Annotated in this window: 24 protein-coding genes; 5 read left to right on the plus strand and 19 right to left on the minus strand. The window is 69.7% G+C overall.

What is annotated here, in order from left to right; translation table 11 throughout:
- Both rlmN and D0Z08_RS05745 read right to left on the minus strand, forming a co-directional pair.
- Nucleotides 1-1,134, minus strand: coding sequence for a dual-specificity RNA methyltransferase RlmN (gene rlmN / locus D0Z08_RS05740; RefSeq protein ID WP_118923589.1), 1,134 nt, complete (start codon nt 1,132-1,134; stop codon nt 1-3).
- Nucleotides 1,135-1,140: 6 nt separating this feature from the next.
- Nucleotides 1,141-1,572, minus strand: coding sequence for a hypothetical protein (locus D0Z08_RS05745; protein ID WP_245993689.1), 432 nt, complete (start codon nt 1,570-1,572; stop codon nt 1,141-1,143).
- A gap of 171 nt (nt 1,573-1,743) precedes the next feature.
- Here D0Z08_RS05745 and D0Z08_RS05750 point away from each other — a divergent pair, with 171 nt between their 5' ends.
- Nucleotides 1,744-2,370, plus strand: a complete 627-nt coding sequence (locus tag D0Z08_RS05750; protein WP_118923591.1) for a glycosyltransferase — start codon at nt 1,744-1,746, stop codon at nt 2,368-2,370.
- On the opposite strand, the gene D0Z08_RS05755 is transcribed toward D0Z08_RS05750, so the two are convergent.
- The 8 genes from D0Z08_RS05755 to rpsB form a co-directional block, all read right to left on the minus strand.
- Nucleotides 2,314-3,222, minus strand: a complete 909-nt coding sequence (locus D0Z08_RS05755; RefSeq protein WP_118924124.1) for a phosphatidate cytidylyltransferase — start codon at nt 3,220-3,222, stop codon at nt 2,314-2,316. The two genes, D0Z08_RS05750 and D0Z08_RS05755, sit on opposite strands and share 57 nt — an antisense overlap.
- Before the next feature lie 21 nt (nt 3,223-3,243).
- Nucleotides 3,244-3,798 carry a ribosome recycling factor gene (gene frr / locus D0Z08_RS05760; protein ID WP_220454087.1) on the minus strand — a complete coding sequence of 185 codons (555 nt, stop codon included), beginning with the start codon at nt 3,796-3,798 and terminating at the stop codon, nt 3,244-3,246.
- A gap of 31 nt (nt 3,799-3,829) precedes the next feature.
- Nucleotides 3,830-4,543, minus strand: a complete 714-nt coding sequence (pyrH, locus tag D0Z08_RS05765) for a UMP kinase (protein WP_118923595.1) — start codon at nt 4,541-4,543, stop codon at nt 3,830-3,832.
- A gap of 49 nt (nt 4,544-4,592) precedes the next feature.
- A complete protein-coding gene (locus D0Z08_RS05770) occupies nt 4,593-4,895 on the minus strand; it encodes a hypothetical protein (protein ID WP_118923597.1) in 303 nt (100 codons plus the stop codon).
- Nucleotides 4,892-6,148, minus strand: a complete 1,257-nt coding sequence (locus tag D0Z08_RS05775) for a TFIIB-type zinc ribbon-containing protein (RefSeq protein ID WP_118923599.1) — start codon at nt 6,146-6,148, stop codon at nt 4,892-4,894. Before D0Z08_RS05775 ends, D0Z08_RS05770 begins: the two co-directional genes overlap by 4 nt.
- A gap of 1 nt (nt 6,149) precedes the next feature.
- Complete coding sequence (locus D0Z08_RS05780; protein ID WP_118923601.1) at nt 6,150-7,352, minus strand: SPFH domain-containing protein; 1,203 nt, start codon at nt 7,350-7,352, stop codon at nt 6,150-6,152.
- Between the two features lie 161 nt (nt 7,353-7,513).
- Nucleotides 7,514-8,323 (minus strand): translation elongation factor Ts, encoded by an 810-nt coding sequence (tsf, locus tag D0Z08_RS05785; RefSeq protein WP_118923603.1) that lies wholly within the window; start codon nt 8,321-8,323, stop codon nt 7,514-7,516.
- A gap of 48 nt (nt 8,324-8,371) precedes the next feature.
- Entirely contained in the window at nt 8,372-9,355 is a 984-nt protein-coding gene (rpsB, locus tag D0Z08_RS05790; protein WP_118923605.1) for a 30S ribosomal protein S2, read from the minus strand.
- 344 nt (nt 9,356-9,699) lie between these two features.
- Between rpsB and D0Z08_RS05795 the strand changes: the two genes are divergently transcribed.
- On the plus strand, nt 9,700-10,281 hold the full coding sequence (locus D0Z08_RS05795; RefSeq protein ID WP_118923607.1) for a M23 family metallopeptidase: 582 nt from the start codon (nt 9,700-9,702) through the stop codon (nt 10,279-10,281).
- A gap of 4 nt (nt 10,282-10,285) precedes the next feature.
- Here D0Z08_RS05795 and D0Z08_RS05800 read toward each other — a convergent pair whose 3' ends face one another.
- From D0Z08_RS05800 to D0Z08_RS05810, 3 genes are read right to left on the minus strand one after another with little or no spacing between them, the layout of a single operon-like run.
- The gene (locus D0Z08_RS05800; protein ID WP_118923609.1) at nt 10,286-11,236 is read right to left on the minus strand and encodes a tyrosine recombinase XerC; all 951 of its coding nucleotides are present in this window, start codon (nt 11,234-11,236) and stop codon (nt 10,286-10,288) included.
- A gap of 54 nt (nt 11,237-11,290) precedes the next feature.
- A complete protein-coding gene (dprA, locus tag D0Z08_RS05805) occupies nt 11,291-12,421 on the minus strand; it encodes a DNA-processing protein DprA (protein ID WP_118923611.1) in 1,131 nt (376 codons plus the stop codon).
- Nucleotides 12,418-13,170 (minus strand): ATP-binding protein, encoded by a 753-nt coding sequence (locus D0Z08_RS05810; RefSeq protein WP_245993691.1) that lies wholly within the window; start codon nt 13,168-13,170, stop codon nt 12,418-12,420. The genes dprA and D0Z08_RS05810 overlap by 4 nt, the downstream gene beginning before the upstream one ends.
- A 68-nt stretch (nt 13,171-13,238) precedes the next feature.
- Between D0Z08_RS05810 and D0Z08_RS05815 the strand changes: the two genes are divergently transcribed.
- Genes D0Z08_RS05815 through D0Z08_RS05825 form a run of 3 tightly spaced genes read left to right on the plus strand, consistent with a single transcriptional unit; the run spans nt 13,239 to nt 13,983 of the window.
- Complete coding sequence (locus D0Z08_RS05815) at nt 13,239-13,544, plus strand: DUF6907 domain-containing protein (protein ID WP_147381331.1); 306 nt, start codon at nt 13,239-13,241, stop codon at nt 13,542-13,544.
- Nucleotides 13,541-13,750 carry a helix-turn-helix domain-containing protein gene (locus D0Z08_RS05820; protein WP_118923616.1) on the plus strand — a complete coding sequence of 70 codons (210 nt, stop codon included), beginning with the start codon at nt 13,541-13,543 and terminating at the stop codon, nt 13,748-13,750. The genes D0Z08_RS05815 and D0Z08_RS05820 overlap by 4 nt, the downstream gene beginning before the upstream one ends.
- A complete protein-coding gene (locus tag D0Z08_RS05825) occupies nt 13,747-13,983 on the plus strand; it encodes a helix-turn-helix domain-containing protein (RefSeq protein ID WP_147381332.1) in 237 nt (78 codons plus the stop codon). The genes D0Z08_RS05820 and D0Z08_RS05825 overlap by 4 nt, the downstream gene beginning before the upstream one ends.
- A gap of 60 nt (nt 13,984-14,043) precedes the next feature.
- On the opposite strand, the gene D0Z08_RS05830 is transcribed toward D0Z08_RS05825, so the two are convergent.
- The 6 genes from D0Z08_RS05830 to D0Z08_RS05855 form a co-directional block, all read right to left on the minus strand.
- Nucleotides 14,044-14,547: a hypothetical protein gene (locus D0Z08_RS05830; RefSeq protein WP_147381333.1), complete on the minus strand. Its 504-nt coding sequence runs from the start codon at nt 14,545-14,547 to the stop codon at nt 14,044-14,046.
- Between the two features lie 6 nt (nt 14,548-14,553).
- On the minus strand, nt 14,554-14,778 hold the full coding sequence (locus D0Z08_RS05835) for a hypothetical protein (RefSeq protein ID WP_118923622.1): 225 nt from the start codon (nt 14,776-14,778) through the stop codon (nt 14,554-14,556).
- Nucleotides 14,779-14,951: 173 nt separating this feature from the next.
- The gene (locus tag D0Z08_RS05840; RefSeq protein WP_118923623.1) at nt 14,952-15,197 is read right to left on the minus strand and encodes a hypothetical protein; all 246 of its coding nucleotides are present in this window, start codon (nt 15,195-15,197) and stop codon (nt 14,952-14,954) included.
- 202 nt (nt 15,198-15,399) lie between these two features.
- Nucleotides 15,400-16,818, minus strand: coding sequence for a phage major capsid protein (locus D0Z08_RS05845; RefSeq protein ID WP_182481180.1), 1,419 nt, complete (start codon nt 16,816-16,818; stop codon nt 15,400-15,402).
- 215 nt (nt 16,819-17,033) lie between these two features.
- Nucleotides 17,034-17,264, minus strand: a complete 231-nt coding sequence (locus D0Z08_RS05850; protein ID WP_118923627.1) for a hypothetical protein — start codon at nt 17,262-17,264, stop codon at nt 17,034-17,036.
- Between the two features lie 105 nt (nt 17,265-17,369).
- Entirely contained in the window at nt 17,370-17,624 is a 255-nt protein-coding gene (locus D0Z08_RS05855) for a hypothetical protein (protein WP_118923629.1), read from the minus strand.
- Nucleotides 17,625-17,768: the final 144 nt, after the last annotated feature.

Consider the following 17,768-nt stretch of genomic DNA (forward strand, 5'->3'; position numbering starts at 1 on the left):
TCAGTCGGGGGCCGCGGCGAGCTGCCCGCACGCGCCGTCGATCTCCCGGCCACGGGTGTCGCGCACGGTGGTCGGCACGCCCTTGGCCTCGAGCCGCCGGACGAACTCACGCTCGTCGGCCGGGTCGGACGCCGTCCACTTCGACCCCGGCGTCGGGTTGAGCGGGATCAGGTTGACGTGGACCCAGCCCCAGTCGCCGTACGACCTCAGCACGTCGCCGAGCAGGTCGGCGCGCCAGCCCTGGTCGTTGATGCCGCGCATCATGGCGTACTCGATCGAGACCCGGCGCTTGGTCTTCTCCGCATAGCTCCACGCGGCCTCGACCGTCTCGGCGACGGAGAACTTGGTGTTGATCGGCACCAGCTCGTTGCGCAGCTCGTCGTCGGGCGCGTGCAGGCTGAGAGCCAGCGTGACGGGGATGCCCTCGTCGGCGAGCTGCCGGATCCGCGGCACCAGGCCGACGGTGGAGACGGTGATGCCGCGTGCGGACATGCCGAGGCCGTCGGGGGCAGGGTCGGTCAGCCGGCGTACGGCGCCGAGCACCGCCTTGTAGTTGGCCAGCGGCTCCCCCATGCCCATGAACACCACGTTGGAGACCCGGCCCGGACCGCCGGCCACCTCGTCGCGCGCCAGCGAGCGAGCACCGGCGACGACCTGCTCGACGATCTCGGCCGTCGACATGTTGCGCTGGAGACCGCCCTGGCCGGTCGCGCAGAACGGGCACGCCATCCCGCACCCGGCCTGGCTGGAGACGCACATCGTGACCCGGCCGGGATAGCGCATCAGCACCGACTCGACGAGGGCGCCGTCGAAGAGGCGCCAGAGGGTCTTGCGGGTGGTGCCGCGATCGGCCTCGAGGGTGCGGATCGGCGTCATCAGGTCGGGCAGCAGCGCGGCGACGAGCTCCTCGCGCTGCGCGGCCGGTAGGTCCGTCATCGCCGCCGGGTCGTCGACCAGACGGGCGAAGTAGTGCGTGCTCAGCTGCTTGGCGCGGAAGCCCGGCAGGCCGAGGTCGACCAGGTGCGCCTTGCGCTCGTCCGGCGCGAGGTCCGCGAGGTGCCGGGGAGGCTTCTGGCGTCCCCGCGGCTCCGCGAGGACAAGAGGCAGCCGGATCGGCTCGGAGGGCTCGGTCAACGCGACTCAGCCGTCGCGGTTGAGCAGGAACCAGAGGACGCCGACAGCCACGCCGACGACGACCACCGCGGTCGCGAGCACGCCGAAGAGCATGTAGCGGCCGAACTTACGGGTGTGTTGGGGCACGAGCAGCCCGATCGGGACGACCAGGGTCAGCAGCACGAACGGGAACAGCTCTTCGGTGCGCTCGTAGCCGACCATCGACTTCAGGATCGCGGCATAGGTGCCGGGCACCAGGATGATGAACGCCATCCCGGTGAAGAACCCGGCGAGCGGGACGAAGACGGGGTGGTCCCGGTGCCACCAGCCCGGCAGCTGCCAGCGCCTGCCGCTCGGCTCCCGACCCGCGTCGGCGGAGGACGGCGCGTCGCCCGACACCGCGGCGACCCGGGCGGGGTCGGTCGCGGTGGTCGCCGGGGTCTCCACAGCCTGATCCATCACTTCGATGGTAGCGGCCGAGCGGATCCTGAGCATGATCGTCGCCCACCCGGGACCCCGGTTGGGACCCTCTTTGGGACCCTTGGCCGTCGCTCTTGCGCGCCGTTGCCGGATATCTTGTCACCACGGCGGGGGAACGCTCTTGGGGAGCGGCTGCCGGGAGGTCAAGCCATGCGCTGGCGCGTCGAGGTGGAGCGGCTGGCCGCTGCCGTGTACGACGTGCCCGGGCAGGCCGCCTGGCGGGTCCGGATCGGCGGCCGCTACCTGCTGACGGTCGGCGGGGTCGCAGCAGAGAACGGCACGATCGACCTCCTCGAGGCCCACGCCGCGCTCGCGCAGGAGCACGCGGAGCTGGCCGACCTACGGCTCGTGATCGCCGGCGGCGACGAGCCCGCCGACGAGGACTACCTGGCCGAGTTCACCAGCCGTGCCGCCGGGCTCGGCACCCGGCCGCTGCGGCTCGGTCCGGTGGCCGATGCCACCTACCCGGCCCTGGTCGCGGGCGCCGCGGCCCTCGGCTACCTCCCCACCCGCGACCCCTCCTGTCCTGCCGCGCTCGAGGCGCTGGCGGCCGGCGTGCCGGTGGTGGCCCGGGACCTGCCGGAGGTGCGCGCGCTCCTCGGCGACACTGTCGCGTACGGCGACACCGTCCTGTCGATCGCCGACGCCATCGTCGACGTGCTCACCGACCCGCCGGACCCCGCTGCGGGCGTCGAGCTGGCGGCGTCGTACGCCCTCGGGTCAGAAGACGGCGTAGTGGAGGAGCAACCAGATCGGGGCGATCGTCGCGAGGAGTGAGTCGAGCCGGTCCATCAGGCCGCCGTGGCCAGGGATCACCTGGCTCATGTCCTTGATGCCGAGGTCGCGCTTGACGACTGACTCGCAGAGGTCGCCGAGCGTGGCCATCACGACCGCGATGACCCCCAGGCACAGGCCGACCCACCACTCGCCGTCGAGCAGGTAGACGACCAGCGCCCAGCCGGCGCCCAGGCAGGCAAGGAGCGAGCCGACGAAGCCCTCCCACGACTTCTTGGGCGAGATGACCGGGGCCATCGGGTGCTTGCCGAAGAGGACTCCCGCGACGTAGCCGCCGATGTCGGACGCGATCGTCACCAGGATGAACGTGAGGACGCCGGCCACACCGTCGTCGTCGAGACCACCGCCGGTCCAGGTGTCGCCGCCCTCGGCCAGCATCAGCGCGACGAACGAGCCGAGGAACGGGACGTAGATGAGGGTGAACACCGACGCGGTGGCGTTCTTGACGTAGCCGTCGACGCCGCGGCGCAGCAGCCACAGCATGATCACCAGGGCGGTCACCGCGGTCGTGGTGACCAGCGCCTCGGCGCTGGAGACGTAGGCGACGACCACCATCGCGACGCCGCCGATCATCAGCGGCTGCTCGGGCAGGTCGATGTCCTTGGCGAGCATGCCCTTGCGCAGCTCCCAGACCGCGACCACGACCGCCGCCGCGACGATCAGCATGAACGCCGGCTTCCAGAAGTACAGCGAGGCGCCGATCGCGGCGAGCAGCACCACGGCGGAGGCGACCGCTGCCTTGAGGTCGCGCCCGGCGCGGCCGTGCTCCTTCTTCGCTTCCACGGGCTGGGGCGGAGCAGGTCCGGAGCCGGCCGGCGGAGTGGCGTCGGTCATCGAGGTCTCGTCCATCGAGGCTCAGACCTCGAGGAGCTCGGCTTCCTTGTGCTTGAGGAGCTCGTCGATGGCGTCGGTGTGATTCTTGGTGATGCCGTCCAGCCGCTTCTCGGCACCGGTCACGTCGTCCTTGCCGGCCTCGCCGTCCTTCTCGAGGCGCTCGAGGTTCTGCTTGGCCTTCTGTCGCACCTGACGGACGGCGACCTTGCCACCCTCGGCCTTCTCCTTGGCGAGCTTGATGAACTCCTTGCGGCGGTCCTCGGTCAGCTCGGGGAAGACGCAGCGCAGCACCTTGCCGTCGTTGGCCGGGTTGACGCCGAGGTCGGACTCGCGGATCGCCTTCTCGACGTTGGCCATCGCGCCCATGTCGAAGGGCTGGACGAGGATGATCCGCGCCTCGGGCGCCGTGAACGACGCGAGCTGCTGGATCGGCGTCGGGGTGCCGTAGTAGTCGACCATGATCTTGCTGAACATGCTCGGCTGCGCGCGGCCGGCCCGGATGGTCGCGAACTCCTCGCGGGTCGCGGCGACCGACTTGTCCATCTTGCCGTCGGCCTCGTTGAGGATGTCGTTGATCAACTGGTGCTCCTAGTTCGGTTGTCGAGACTCAGCCGGCGCTGACCAGCGTGCCGATCTTCTCACCTTGGACGACCCGAAGGATGTTGCCGTCGGCCGAGAGGTTGAAGAAGACCATGTCCATCTTGTTGTCCCGCGCCATCGCGATGCCGGTGGCATCGGCGACCTTCAGGTCCCTGGCGAGGTACTCGTCGTAGGTGAGGTGGTCGAACATGACCGCCGCGGGGTTCTTGTGCGGGTCGGAGTCGTAGACGCCGTCGACCCCCTGCTTGCCCATCAGGATGACCTCGCAGCGGGTCTCCAGCGCACGCTGGGCGGCCACCGTGTCGGTCGAGAAGAACGGCATGCCGGCGCCGGCGCCGAAGATCACGACCCGGCCCTTCTCCATGTGCCGGATCGCGCGGCGCGGGATGTACGGCTCGGCCACCTGGCCCATCGTGATCGCGGTCTGGACGCGGGTCTCGACGCCGTGCTTCTCGGTCAGGTCCTGGAGAGCCAGGCAGTTCATCACGGTGCCGAGCATGCCCATGTAGTCAGCACGTGCGCGCTCCATGCCGCGCTGCTGGAGCTCGGCGCCGCGGAAGAAGTTGCCACCGCCGACGACGATGCCCACCTGGACGCCGGACTTCGCGACGTCGGCCACCTCCCCGGCGATCCGATTGATCACGTCGAGGTCGAGACCGACCGCCCCACCGCCGAAAACCTCACCCGAGAGCTTCAGCAGTACTCGCTCGTAACCCGTCACGGTTGCGACCCTACCGGGCAGTCTGGCACCCAACTAAACGGATACAGACTCAACGGAGCCGCTGCACCCGCTCCCGGTGCTTCTTGCTGTTGTCTCCGTCGATGTCCTTGTCGCGGGTCTTGGAGATGTGGTCGACCCGCTCCTCGCCACCCTGCACCGGCTGGGCGTGGATGATCGTGTCCCGCTCGAACGCGTGCGACTTGTCGGTGTTGCGGTAGTAGCGGAAGATCAGCCAGTACGTCGCCACAGCCCCCGCCGGACCGGCCGCCAGCAACCACAGCACACCGTCGTCGCTCGCGAGCGGGAGGAGCTGCGTCACGGCGTGGACGGCGTCGATGGTCACGGCGGTCATGCCGAGGCCACCAGGATCGTGCCGGCGATGCCTTCGAGGAAGGTGCCGACCGTGAACGCCGCGAGGATCAGCTTCGGCTGCGAGACCGGGATGCTGCCCATTGTCTCGCCGGTCCGGGCGTTCACCGCGATGTAGTGGAGGAGCCCGTTGCTCTCCTGCTGGTAGGAGTAGAGCCAGACCGGAAGGTACATCGACACCCAGCGGGACCCGCCGACGTCGATCTTCTCCTGCTCCCAGCGCACCCCGCGGTCGAACTTGTCCAGCGAGCCGCGGACCTCCGACCTGCCGATCGAGAGCAGCTGGTCCTCGAGGACCGGTTTCATCGCGTCCACGTTGACGTCCCGCTTCTCGCTGGTGAAGCCGACGAGGTAGCTCGCGTTCCACCGGACCGCGTTCTTGGTGTCGAAGGGCAGAATCGTGTTGATGATGTTGTTGGTGTTCGCCGGCCCGAACTGGGCCCGCTCCGCGGAGCCCTCGATGGTGAGGTCGTCGACGGTGAAGCTCACCTGTCGGGCGAGCTGGTAGACGTCGGCGGCGTAGTAGGTGACGTTGTTGTCCCCGTGCTTCTCCGTCCACCGCCGGGTCTGGACCTCGCCCTTGCCCCAGTACTCGGACTCGGCGCGGGCATCGATCACCAGGTAGGGCAGGTAGACGCCGAGCACGTTCTCCGGGACGAACTCCTTCTTGAACTGCCGGTGGGCGAAGAGCCGTCGCTTGGAGGCGAACTCGCGGATCTTCTCGACGGCCTCCTCCTTGGTCAGCTTGAACGGCAGAACGGCGTCGGGCACGGCGCCGTTGGGGATCTGCTGGTTGACGTTGAGCGTGTGCCGGCACCAGTGACAGCGGGCGTTGAGTGCGTGCGCCGTGTCGACGACCACCTCGGCACCGCACGCCTCGCACTTGAAGGTGAGCATGTCGGCGGCATCGGCCTGGATGTCCTTGGCGCCGCTGGCGATGACGGTGCCCTCGAGCTGGTCGATGCCCTCGCCGAGGCCGAACTCCTCCTCGACCCGTGCCTCCTGCCACTCGTTGCGGCAGAAGTGGCACACGAGCATCCCGGTCGAGCCGCGGAGGCTCACGTCGGTCGAGCCGCACTTCGGGCACCGGTTCAGCCCGTCCTTGAGGGACTCGTTGACCGTCTCGATGCTCGGGCCCGGCTCGGGCTCGGCCTTGGCGGCGGCGAGCTCCTCCTCCAGCGACAACGGCGGGCCGTCGAAGGTGGGCTGCTGGGGGTCGATGGGTTCCTGCGCCATGTCAGAGCCCGAGCGCCTTCGCCTTTGCTGCGTCGTAGTCGGCCTGCGTGATGAGGCCGGCATCGAGCATCTCCTTCGCGCGCTTCAGCACCGCCATCGGGTCCTCGGCGGCGGGCGCGGCCGGCGCGGCGGGCGCAGCCGGTGCAGCCGGAGCCGCCGGGGCGGCGGCAGGCGCAGCGGGAGCCGGCTGCTGGAGGCCACCGAGCCCGGCGCCACCGGCTGCCATGCCCATCCCGATCAGGCCGCCCGGACCGGCGTTCTCCCCGGCCGCCTCGAAACCGGCGGCGACCGACGCCTGCAGGTTCGAGTTGCCGCGCGCTCCCGACAGTGCGTCGGCGCGCTGGACGTTCTTGAGCAGCTCACGGGTGGTGGCGTCGTACTCGATCGAGATGATCGCGGTCTTGACGATCTCCAGGCCACGGCCGGTCTTCCACTGGTAGTTCTGCTCCACTGCCGCGGAGAGCGACTGGGCGAACCCGATCGAGTCCTGCTGGAGACGCGCGATCCGGTTCCCCTTCGCCGGGTCGTTGGTGTACATCGAGAACGCGGGCGCCAGCGAGCCGATCACCTCGTTGAACAGCTGCTCGCCTGCGGGGTTGTCGATGTCGGTGAAGTCGAAGACGGCCTGGCCGCTGATGACGCCGGCGGGGACGAAGTTGCGGATGAAGGTCAGCGGGTCGGTGATCTTGAGGGTGTAGGTGCCGCGGGTGATCGCGCCCACCTGGGTGTTCAGGAACGCGTCGTCCCAGTAGATCTCCGACTGGGTGCCGAACTTGTTGTTGGGCAGCTCCTTGAGCGTCACGAACAGCGCGTTCTGCTGGGCGGACGGACGACCACCGAACTTGAACCGCTCCCAGCTCTGCTTGATGACCGAGTCGATGAGACCGCCGCCCGTGAACACCGACTGCGAGGCCGGCTCGTCGGACTTCCACTCGTAGGCACCGGGCTCGGCGGCAAACCCGGTGAAGGCCCCGTCCTCGAGGAGGACCAGGCCGTAGCCCTCGGGCACGACGAACTTCGAGCCGTTGGTGATGACGCCGTCCGACGCACTGTCGTTGCTGCCGCGGCCCGCGTTCTCGCCCTTGCGCACGGCGGGGAACACCGCCGCCGTCGGGGCGATCCCGTCAGGGACGCCGAAGAAGTCGACCCACTGGTCCGCGAGCGTCCCACCGATCGATCCGATCGCAGCCTGGATGAGTCCCACTTGACCTGTCTCCTTCGCCAGAAAACGAAGTGCGCCCGCGGGGTCGCGGCGCACTCACCGGAGCATCTCCGATGGCTGGGCCGCACAAACTTATACAGAGACGCCGACGGCCGGCAGCACTTTCGTGATGCCGGCCGACGGAACTTCGTAGGGTGCCTGGATCAGGCGCCGACCTCGAAGCGCGCGAAGCGCTTGACCGAGGTGCCGGAGGCGTCGAGGACCGACTTCACGGTCTTCTTCGACTCCGTGACCGACTCCTGCTCGAGCAGCACGATCTCCTTGAAGAACCCACCGAGGCGGCCCTCGACGATCTTGTCGACGGCTGCGGCCGGCTTGCCCTCCTCGAGCGTCTTCTTGGTGAGCACGTCCTTCTCGGCGGCGACGACGTCCGCGGGGACCTCGTCACGGGTGAGGTACTGCGCCTTGAGCGCGGCGACCTGCATCGCGGCGCCCCGGGCAGCGGCCTCGTCACCGTCGTACTCGACGAGGACGCCGACGGCGGGCGGCAGGTCCGCAGCCCGCTTGTGCAGGTAGACCGTGGTCGGACCGCCGAAGTATGCGACCTGGCCGAGCTCGATCTTCTCGCCGATGGTGATCGCGAGGTTCTCGACGACCTGGCCGACCGTGCTGTCGCCCAGCGGCAGCGCCTTGGCGGCCTCGGTGTCGCCGGCCTGACCTGCGTCGACCGCCTCGGCGATCTTCTGGGCAGTGGCGATGAACTCGGCGTTCTTGGCGACGAAGTCGGTCTCGGACTTCAGCTCGATGAGAGCACCACCCGAGGCCGCGACCAGACCGGCCGACGCCTCGCGCTCGGCGCCGCGCTTGGCCGCCTTCGCGGCGCCCTTCACGCGGAGCAGCTCGACTGCCTTGTCGAAGTCGCCGTCCGTCTCGTCGAGCGCCTTCTTGCAGTCCATCATCCCGGCCTGGGTCAGCTCACGGAGCTTCTTGACGTCGGCAGCGGTGAATGCCATGGATCCTCCCTCGGATCTACGTGGTGGGTGAGTGAGAGTGCGCCGGGCTCAGGCCTCGGCGGGAGCCTCGGTCTCGGCCTCGACGGTCTCGACAGCGGCGTCCTCGGCCGGAGCCTCGGCGGCGGGCGCCTCGTCGGCGGCCGGAGCCTCAGCGGCGGGCGCCTCGTCGGCGACCGGGGCCTCGGCGGCTGGCGCCTCGTCGGCAACCGGGGCCGCGTCCGCGACCGGAGCGTCGGCGGCGGGCGCCTCGGCAGCCGGGGCGTCGGCCTTCCCGAGCAGCTCGCGCTCCCACTCGGCCAGCGGCTCCTCCGCGGCGACGGTCTCGCCGTCACCCTTGACACCGGACCGGGCGATGAGGCCCTCGGCGACAGCGTCGGCGATCACGCGGGTCAGCAGGCCGACCGCGCGGATCGCGTCGTCGTTGCCCGGGATCGGGAAGTCGACGTCGTCGGGGTCGCAGTTGGAGTCGAGGATCGCGATGATCGGGATGCGCAGCTTGCGCGCCTCCTCGACCGCCAGGTGCTCCTTGTTGGTGTCGACGATCCACACCGCCGACGGGGTGCGGGTCATCTCGCGGATGCCGCCGAGCGACTTGTTGAGCTTGTCGCGCTCGCGGCGCATCTGCAGCAGCTCCTTCTTGGTGCGGCTGCTGCCGGCGACATCGTCGAAGTCGATGTCGTCGAGCTCCTTGAGGCGGTTGATCCGCTGGTGCACGGTCTGGAAGTTGGTGAGCATGCCGCCGAGCCAACGCTGGTTGACGTAGGGCATGCCGACGCGGGTCGCCTGCTCGGCGATCGCCTCCTGCGCCTGCTTCTTGGTGCCGACGAACATGATCGTCCCGCCCTTGGCCACGGTCTCCTTGATGAAGGCGTAGCTGCGGTCGATGTAGGCCAGCGACTGCTGCAGGTCGATGATGTAGATGCCGTTGCGCTCGGTCATGATGAAGCGCTTCATCTTCGGGTTCCAGCGACGGGTCTGGTGTCCGAAGTGGACGCCGCTCTCAAGGAGCTGGCGCATAGTGACGACAGCCATGATGGTGTCTCCTGTGTGGTTGTTTTCAGTTCGGTCCTGACGCCTGCGTGCGGCCCGACCCGAGTACTCGGGACTGAGAGCCGTCACCCACGGGCGGTCGGCGTCCGGAAGGACCCCGTCGTGGTCTGCTGACGTGCGAATTCCGGCTCAGTCGAATCCGGGGAGCGGGCATGCCCCACGGACGGTCCTGGAACCGGTCCGCCCAGGGTACCCGCCGACGCGCCCCTGCGGCCAATCGCTGTCCATGGCCAGGAACCGTCCACAGGTGCCCCGGTCGCACGTGGCCGTCCACAGGTTCGGGGCCGGACGCGGCCTTCGTCGGCCGGTCCCGTGAGGGTCGATCCATGCGACTGCTGATCCGACTGCTCCGGGTGCTGCTGCCGGCGGCGCTGATCCTGCTCCTGAGCGCCTCGCCCTGCGCGGGCGAGGAGGACCCGGTGGGCGTCTGGCCGCTGCGCCCGGAGCCCGAGGTCGTTGCCCACTTCGACCCGCCCACGTCGCCGTACGGTCCGGGACATCGGGGTGTCGACCTGCTCGGCCACACCGGACAGCCGGTGCATGCGGCGCTCGCCGGCACCGTGACCTACGCCGGGCCGCTGGCCGGCCGGGGCGTGGTGGTGGTCAGCCACGGCGACACCCGTACGACGTACGAACCCGTCACCGCGCGGGTCTCCCTCGGTGACTCCGTCGCCCAGGGGGCGGTGCTGGGCACGCTGCAGCCGTTCGCCTCCCACTGCGCGCCCCGGGCCTGCCTGCACTGGGGCTGGCTGCGCGGCGAGACCTACCTCGATCCGCTCCGCCTCGTCGGCGCCGGGCCGGTGCGGCTGCTGCCGCTCTGGCGGGACTCCCCCGTCGCGCGTGCCCCGACTCCGGGCCGGCTGACGCTGCCGTTCGCCGGCTGGCGCCCCCTGGCTGCCTGGTGGTGAGACGTCAGGCCCGCGGGTGGGCCTGCTGGTACGCCCGGCGGAGCCGGTCGGTCGTCACGTGGGTGTAGCGCTGGGTCGTGGCGAGCGAGGCGTGACCGAGGAGCTCCTGGACCGACCGGAGGTCGGCCCCTCCCTCCAGCAGGTGGGTCGCCGCGGTGTGCCGCAGTCCGTGCGGGCCGAGGTCCGGTGCGCCGGGCACGTCGGCGATCCGGCGGTGCACGAGCGTGCGCACCGCGCGCTGGTCGATCCGGCCGCCACGGGCGCCGAGGAAGAGCGCCGGTCCCGAGCCGGGGCGGGCGAGCTGGCTCCTCCCGCGGACCAGCCAGGCGTCGACAGCGGCCGCCGCCGGCTGGCCGAACGGCACCATGCGCTCCTTGCGCCCCTTGCCGAAGACCCGGACGACGTTGCGGTCGCGGTCGACGTCGTCGACGTCGAGCCCGCACAGCTCACCCACCCGCATGCCGGTCGCGTACAGCAGCTCGAGCATCGCCACGTCGCGCAGGCCCACCGGACCGCCGTCGTCAGCGAGCGCCGTGGCGGCGGCGATCAGCTCGCGGGCCTCGTCGACCCGGAGCACGCTCGGCAGGGTCTGGTGCGGCTTGGGCGATCCGAGCGCCGAACCCACGTCGGTCGCGATCCGGCCGGTCCGGGCCAGCCACGCGGTGAAGACGCGAGCAGCCGTCGCTCGCCGGGCCAGCGTCGTCCGCGAACGGCCCATCGTCTGCTGCTTGGCGAGCCAGCTCCGCAGCGTCCGCAGGTCCAGGTCCGCGACGTCGTCGAAACCCAGCCGGTGCGCGTGGTCGAGCAGACCGCCGATGTCTCCCGAGTACGCCGTCACCGTGTGCGGAGCGAGATTGCGCTCGGACCGCAGGTGTCGCTCGTAGTCGCCGAGGACCCGGGTGAGTGACTCGGGGAGATCGTCCTCCGCGGCGGGCGGTGCGGGGTCTGCTGGCACGCATCGAGTCTAGGAAGATCGACAGCGCAGGCCGGGGACGCCGCGCGCCCGGCATCACGTGCGTGCGACCACACCCAAGCGCCACCCGCCTTCGTCGGGCTCGACGAAGCCCTGCTCCTCCAGCCGGTCGAGGATCGGTCTGACCTCGGCGTCCGCGAGTCCGGCGACCTTGGCGATCGAATGCACGTGGGCACCCACGGCCACGGGCACCGCATCGAGAACCTGCCGATCCGTGAAGCTGAGGACGTCCCGCGCCTGTTCGGGGCCGCGAGGATCCGCGGCGAGATGCTCCCCGGCCTTCGCGACGAGCTCGAGCACGTCCTCCCCGTTCGTCACCAGCGTCGCGCCGCCGGTGCGGATGAGGTGGTGGATCCCGACCGAGCAGGCGCTGGTGACCGGTCCTGGCACGCCCATGACGAACCGGTTGAGGCGCTGCGCCCAGTTGGCGGTGTTGAGAGCACCGCTGCGGGCGGCCGCCTCGACGACCACGGTGCCGCGGGTCAGCGCGGCGATCAGCCGGTTGCGCGCGAGGAAACGCACCCGGTGCGGCGCGGCCCCCAGGGGCGCCTCGGACACCACCGCGTGCTCACGTCCCAGGTAGGTCAGCATCTCCCGGTGCGCGGCCGGGTAGACGCGGTCGGCTCCGCACGCGAGGACCGCCGCCGTCGGCGAGCTCGTGCTCACCGCACCGCGATGGCTCGCGTAGTCGATGCCGAACGCGCCGCCCGAGACGGTCACGCGACCCGCGAGGCCGACCACCGCCGCGATGTCACCCGCCACCCGCTCGCCGTACGACGTCGACGAGCGCGACCCCACCACAGCCACGGACCCGGCCAGCTCGGTCAGGGGCAGCGGACCCTTGACCCAGAGCCCCACCGGGACCCCGCCCCGTGCCTGGAGCGCGCCGGCGGTCGCGAGGTCACCCAGCTGCTGGGGCCACTCCGGATCGCTCGGGGTGACGAACCGGATGCCCGCGCGTGCCGCCTGCTCGAGCTCGCGCTCGGGCTCGACCTCCGCGAGTCGGCTGCTCACCGCGGCGAACAGGTCGCGCTCCTCCGACTGCTCGTGGAGCGCGTCGAGCAGTCCACGGGGCCCGAGGTCGGCTGCGAGGTTCAGCAATCGGGTCTCCCCCGGCTCGCCGACGACACTGAGAGTGACGCGCGCGAGCCGGTCGTCGTCGCTCATCCGGCCCGCTCCGTGACCACACCGTCGCTGCTCTGCTCGTCGATCAGCTGCTGGTCGAGCTCGGCGTCGATCGTGCGCAGGTCGAGCGGGTCACCGTTGCGGAGCTGAAGCGCAGCGACGACCTCAGCGTGACCTGGGCGGAGGTCCCGGCCGGTGCGGATCGACCTCAGGTCGGCAACCGTCCAGGCAAGGCGCATCACCCGGACCGCGCCCCGTGCGCTCAGGCGACCGTGGTAGGTCTCCAGGTCCACGAGACGCTGGGCGTCGGGCGAGACTGCCCACTCCCGCTTGAGCAGCTGGCTCGGAATCTGGGCGTTGAGTCGCCAGCTCCGCCCGGCGAACCGTGTCCGCTGCCGCTCGCGGGCCGCAGCCACCCGGTCACGGACAACGTCCGACGACTCGGCCGGGCGGAACTGGTCCCGCTCGGACCCGCGGGCCGGCGCGACGTGACGCGTGATGTCGATCCGGTCGGCGATCGGGCCCGACAAGCGGCGCCGGTAGTCACGACGAACCCGCTCGAGGCAGTTGCAGTGGTTGGCACCGGGCTCGGCGCTGTACTCGCCGCAGGGGCACGGATTGGCGGCGAGAACCAGCAGAGTCCGCGCCGGCAGCGTCACCGACTCCTCCTGCCGGGCCACCGTGATGTCGCCGCTCTCCAGCGGCTGCCGGAGCGCCTCGATCACATCGAGGTGGAAGAGCGGGAACTCATCGAGAGACCACAACACGTAACCCTGTTTGTGGACCCTCACCAACCGAGAGGAAACCCGACATGACCACGAGCCCGATTGCGTCGGAGGCTGAGAGCAGCCTCGGCGCCATGAACACGACCCTAACCACCCACATCACCTGCCCCGACTGGTGCGAGTACCCCGGCGTCGCCGAGGAGCACGACCTCGACACCTACCAGGACGGCACGGTGCGCTTCACGCACATCATCAACTTCGGCCGAAAGGTGTGGGGTGCGGAGGAGGTGAACGCGGTCACGGGCGCCCGCGTCGAGCTGGAAGTGCGGATCATCGACGTCGAGGCCGGTGGGCCCGGCGTGGAACACACGCCGGCCAGCCTGAGGGAGCTCGCAGGCCAGTTCGCGGCCGCCGCTGAGTGGCTCGAGGCGCACCGATGAGCGCGCACTATGCGGGCGGATGGGTGCTGCGGATGATGCGCGAGACGATGGGCCTTTCCATGCGCCAGCTCGCCACACTGGCGGAGGTCGAGCCCGGTTACCTGTCGCAGGTTGAACGCGGGATCAAGAATCCGTCGGACCGGTGGCTGCGACAGGTAACCGACGCGCTCGGCGTGCGGCTGGCCGAGAAGCGGGCGAACCGATGAGCGCGATGACGGCGGCCCGCCTGATCGGGGCGCGCGATGCCCGCGAGACCCACGGCTTCCTGACGGTAGGCGAGGTCTCCGAGCGGTACGGCATCGCGCCCGACGTGATCGAGCGGGACCTGCACCGCGATCTTGCATCGGTCACGTTCAAGCTCACCAATGGCGAGTCAGCGACGTTCGTTCCGGTCGGCGACGGTGCCGTGGCGCGCTGGATCGAGGCGCACCGGGACTAGCACCTCCGAACACAAAGCAACGACCCCCGGGCCGGGATGTGGCCGGGGGTCGTTGGCGCGTCAGGGGTTGAAGTCCACGCGGAGGACCCATTCCTGATGGTCGTCGTCGTCACGCATGTACGTGAACTGATGACGTGCCACCATCGCCTGACTATTTGCGTTGTTCGGATGAATCAGCCCGTAGATCAGAAAGTGGTCGAGCCCCGCGGCATCGGCCCGAGCCGCCGTTCTGTCGATAGTCTCCGCGATAAGCGCATCGCTCACGCCCGTCCCCCACGCCCGACGCGCGACGGCGGCGGCAAGGAACTTCACGAGGCCGGGGCCGTCTTCCTCCCACGTCCACGACACAGCCACAATGCCGTCCGCGTCACGACCGAGGAGCAACTCTTCGCCCATCGGCATTGGCGGCCGGGCATTGCGAATACCTGCCTGAACGACCCGTTCCCAGTCGCGGGGGTGTTGGGCCCAGTGCGGTATGCCCGACACCGGAGTCGAGCAGTCAAACTGATTCAGTTCGGCGATGTCGCCGCGCTGGGCGACAGTCCAGCCAAGACTCAGGGTCACGCGGGCCTATCGCGACGACGGACGGTCGCGCCAGACGGCGACCCCGGCGAGCTTCTCGCCGAACTCGTCGAACATCTGACGGCGCTCGGGAGTCATGGCGGGCCGACGGCCGACCCCGGCGCGGAACTCCGCGAGGTTAGCCATCTCGTCCGGCTCCGGTGCGTGTGTGGCGGGGCGAAGCAGCATTGTGGTGCGGCGCAGCAGCGCGGCGAGCAGTCGCCTTGCGTCCATGATTCGGCCTCCTTCCACACTTCTTCACACCCATGATCACACAAACACACAAGCGCCGCACCCGGACAGAAGCGAGAGTTCCGGGGGGGTGCGGGGCCGTTGGCGGGCAAAATGGCCAGCGCCCCCGACCTCAATGTGTGCGGCCGGGGGTCGTTGCTACTCCCCGTTCCCCGTCACTCGGCTAGACCAAGCTCCCTCGCGAGGGCGTAGTACGCGTCTTTGCGGGACTGCTCCTCCTCTCGAAGCGCCTCGAGCCTCTTGATCGCCTCGTGCGTGACTGGTTGAAGGTCCAGCTTCGGCGGCGGGCGATCTCCCCACCACATCAGCACATGCTTGTCTGCCTGCTCCCGGTAGGCGTCCATAGCGTCTCGCCATTCGTCCCGGGCGGCGTAGAGGCGTTCTCTGGTCTGCTCATCCATGCCAGCAACGCTAGACCCCGCCGGCAGCTTCTTGCCGCCACGGCCGCGGGAATCAAAGGGCTCATTTGAGCCATTCGTCTTGGCTGCGTTCCTCCCGTCATGGCGAGACAACAACGACCCCGGCCCGAGAGCCGGGGTCGTTGTTGCGCCGCACCCTCGGGCGGCGCCCTGCCGGATGACTAGGCCGGCAGGTTGATCAGGGTCACGCAGCGGATGCCACGTCGAGCAGGCGGAACGCGTTGGTCACCAGGACGTCGGAGCCGGTCCTGAACCACAGGAACGCGCCGCGCTGGCCGGTCGGGCGCCGGTTGGTGCCGACGAGGTTCGGGATCAGCTCGAGCGTGGTGCCGATCCGGTCGACGATGACGAACTGCTTCCAGTCGCCGTAGGCCAGGACGAAGTTCGAGACGGCGCCGGTCGTGGTGACCGTGCTGTCCATGTTGGAGTTCTCGTTGATCGGCCGGTTGAGGAGCCGACCCTCGGAGAGCTCGGGGAACAGCCGCGCGCCGGCGGTCGTCTCGAACTGGCTCATGGTGTTGATGATCGGCAGCGATGCCTGCCACGACGCGTTTGCCGACCACCGGGCCGGGAGCGCGTTCTGCAGCGCGTACACGTCTCCCTTGGCGAAGGTGTCGTCCGCGGCCGCGTTGACCTCCGAGGCAGTGCCCGCGAGTGCGGTCACGAAGCCCTTGGGCTGACCGGAGCCGGAACCAGTCGTGTAGGCGGTGTTCATCAGCTGGTCCGCGGCGTCTGCAAGCACCCTGCCGAGTTCGACAGAGAAGTTGGCGGCGTCCATGCCCACCTCGTAGGAGTACGGGACGAACACGTCACCGAAGTGCACCGGGATCGGCTGGTCGTCCACGGTCGGCGCGGCGTCGGCGGCCTCAGCGGCCTCGGCCTTCCACTCAGCGGTGGCGCCGGCCGACGTGATCCCGGTCCAGGACTCGGTGGCGGTCTGCACCACACGCGCGACCTGGCGCAGTGGGTTGGTCGATCCCGCCGAGGTCAGGTTGATGGCCGGGTCGAGGGTCATCGGCACCATGTAGCCGCCGTTCGCGTCGGTCAGCGACATGGCTCGCGACTCCGAGCGGTAGCGCTCGACGCGCTGGAAGGCCTCGCGCTCCTGCTCGTTCCACATCAGGTGGCCCCGGGTCGGGTCGGTGAGCAGGTGGGCGAACGCGCGGAGGTAGGCCGGGTCTCCGGTGACCTCCACCCAGCGCGAGGCCGCGGAGCGCTCGAAGTCGCTGCCGCCGGTCACCATCCGCTCGACCGTCTCGGCGGCGTGGTCGGCCAGGGCGCCGGAGCGGTGCGCCTGGTCGATGATGCGACGGGCGCGGGTCGGAGCCTGGGCGAACGAGTCATCATCGCGGCCCGGGACGCCGGGAACGACCATGCCGCCGTCCTTGCCGTTGGCGATGTCGCGGAGCTCGGCGAGCTCGGCAGAGCGCTTCTCGTGATAGCGGTCCTGCAGGTCCTTGAACTCGGCGAGCAGCCCATCGAGACGCGCCTGCTTCTCGCGCGTGAGGCTGCCGTGTTCCTGGCGGATGTTGTCGAGCTTCTCCATCTCGTCGCCGAGCTCGATCATGCGGGCCGAGACTTGGCCCAAGGTCATGGTGGTCATGGGTGTGTGTCCGATCTGGAATGCCGCGAGCGAGCGCAGGCATGGGTGGGTTCGATGACTCGGCCGCTCCACGCGCCGCCACCTACCAGGGGCGAAGGTCTGCTGTGCCTGACGCCCACCGGGCCAGTCAGGGAGACCTGCGTTCTTGCGGTTCCGATTCGTCGGCCACCCACCGGGCCAGACCGACACAGGAATTGTCTCACGCCGCGGCGACATCAGCACGGAGGCTCACTCGCCACGACGTGCCGCAGGAGCTGTGACCCACGCATCAGCGTCACGCCACCGTGAGGGACGCACCGCGCCGCCCACGGACAGGTGACGGCGTGCACCACGACCACGGTCAGCACCGAGCCGGCGAAGCCCTCGCCAAGTTGGATGCTCACGTCAGCCGGGCAGTCCTCGCAAGCGAGGGACTGGAGGTCAGCGAGGGTCAGGTTGTCGGTCATCGGTGCTCCTAGGTAAGGGGGGCCGGTCGGTCGCGCAGGGGCGAAATGGGGGGCGCGGATCCCGGAATCTTTCTTCCCTCTCCGCGAGGGTTTTTCTCTGAGACCTCAGAGGGCCGTGGCGTCGAACGGTTCGTCTGGGAAGTCAGAGGCGGCGATCGGGTCGTCGGCCTCGGCGTCGATTCCTGCGATTTCCTCGGCGAGTTCGCGGAGCCGGAGTGTGATAGGCGACAGGTCTCGCGGCTGCGTTCTGTCGTCGTCCAGCGCGGCGGCGAGGCGTCGGCGCAGCGAAACCAGGAGGTCTCGCCGGGTGCCGTTCTCCGCGGCTTGTTCGATGGTCAGATGGTCGGATGGGTCGGTCATCGGTACATTCCTTCCAGCGGTTTTCGCGGTGTATATGCGTGATGGATTCCGGGGTCTTGGGGCCGAATCACGCGACGCGCGAGGTAGGTACCCCCCGGCGTCTTGCTGGGGAGAGACGCCAAAAACGAGTGCAGGGGTCCGCGG

The organism is Nocardioides immobilis (assembly GCF_003515065.1).
Taxonomy (GTDB): domain Bacteria; phylum Actinomycetota; class Actinomycetes; order Propionibacteriales; family Nocardioidaceae; genus Nocardioides; species Nocardioides immobilis.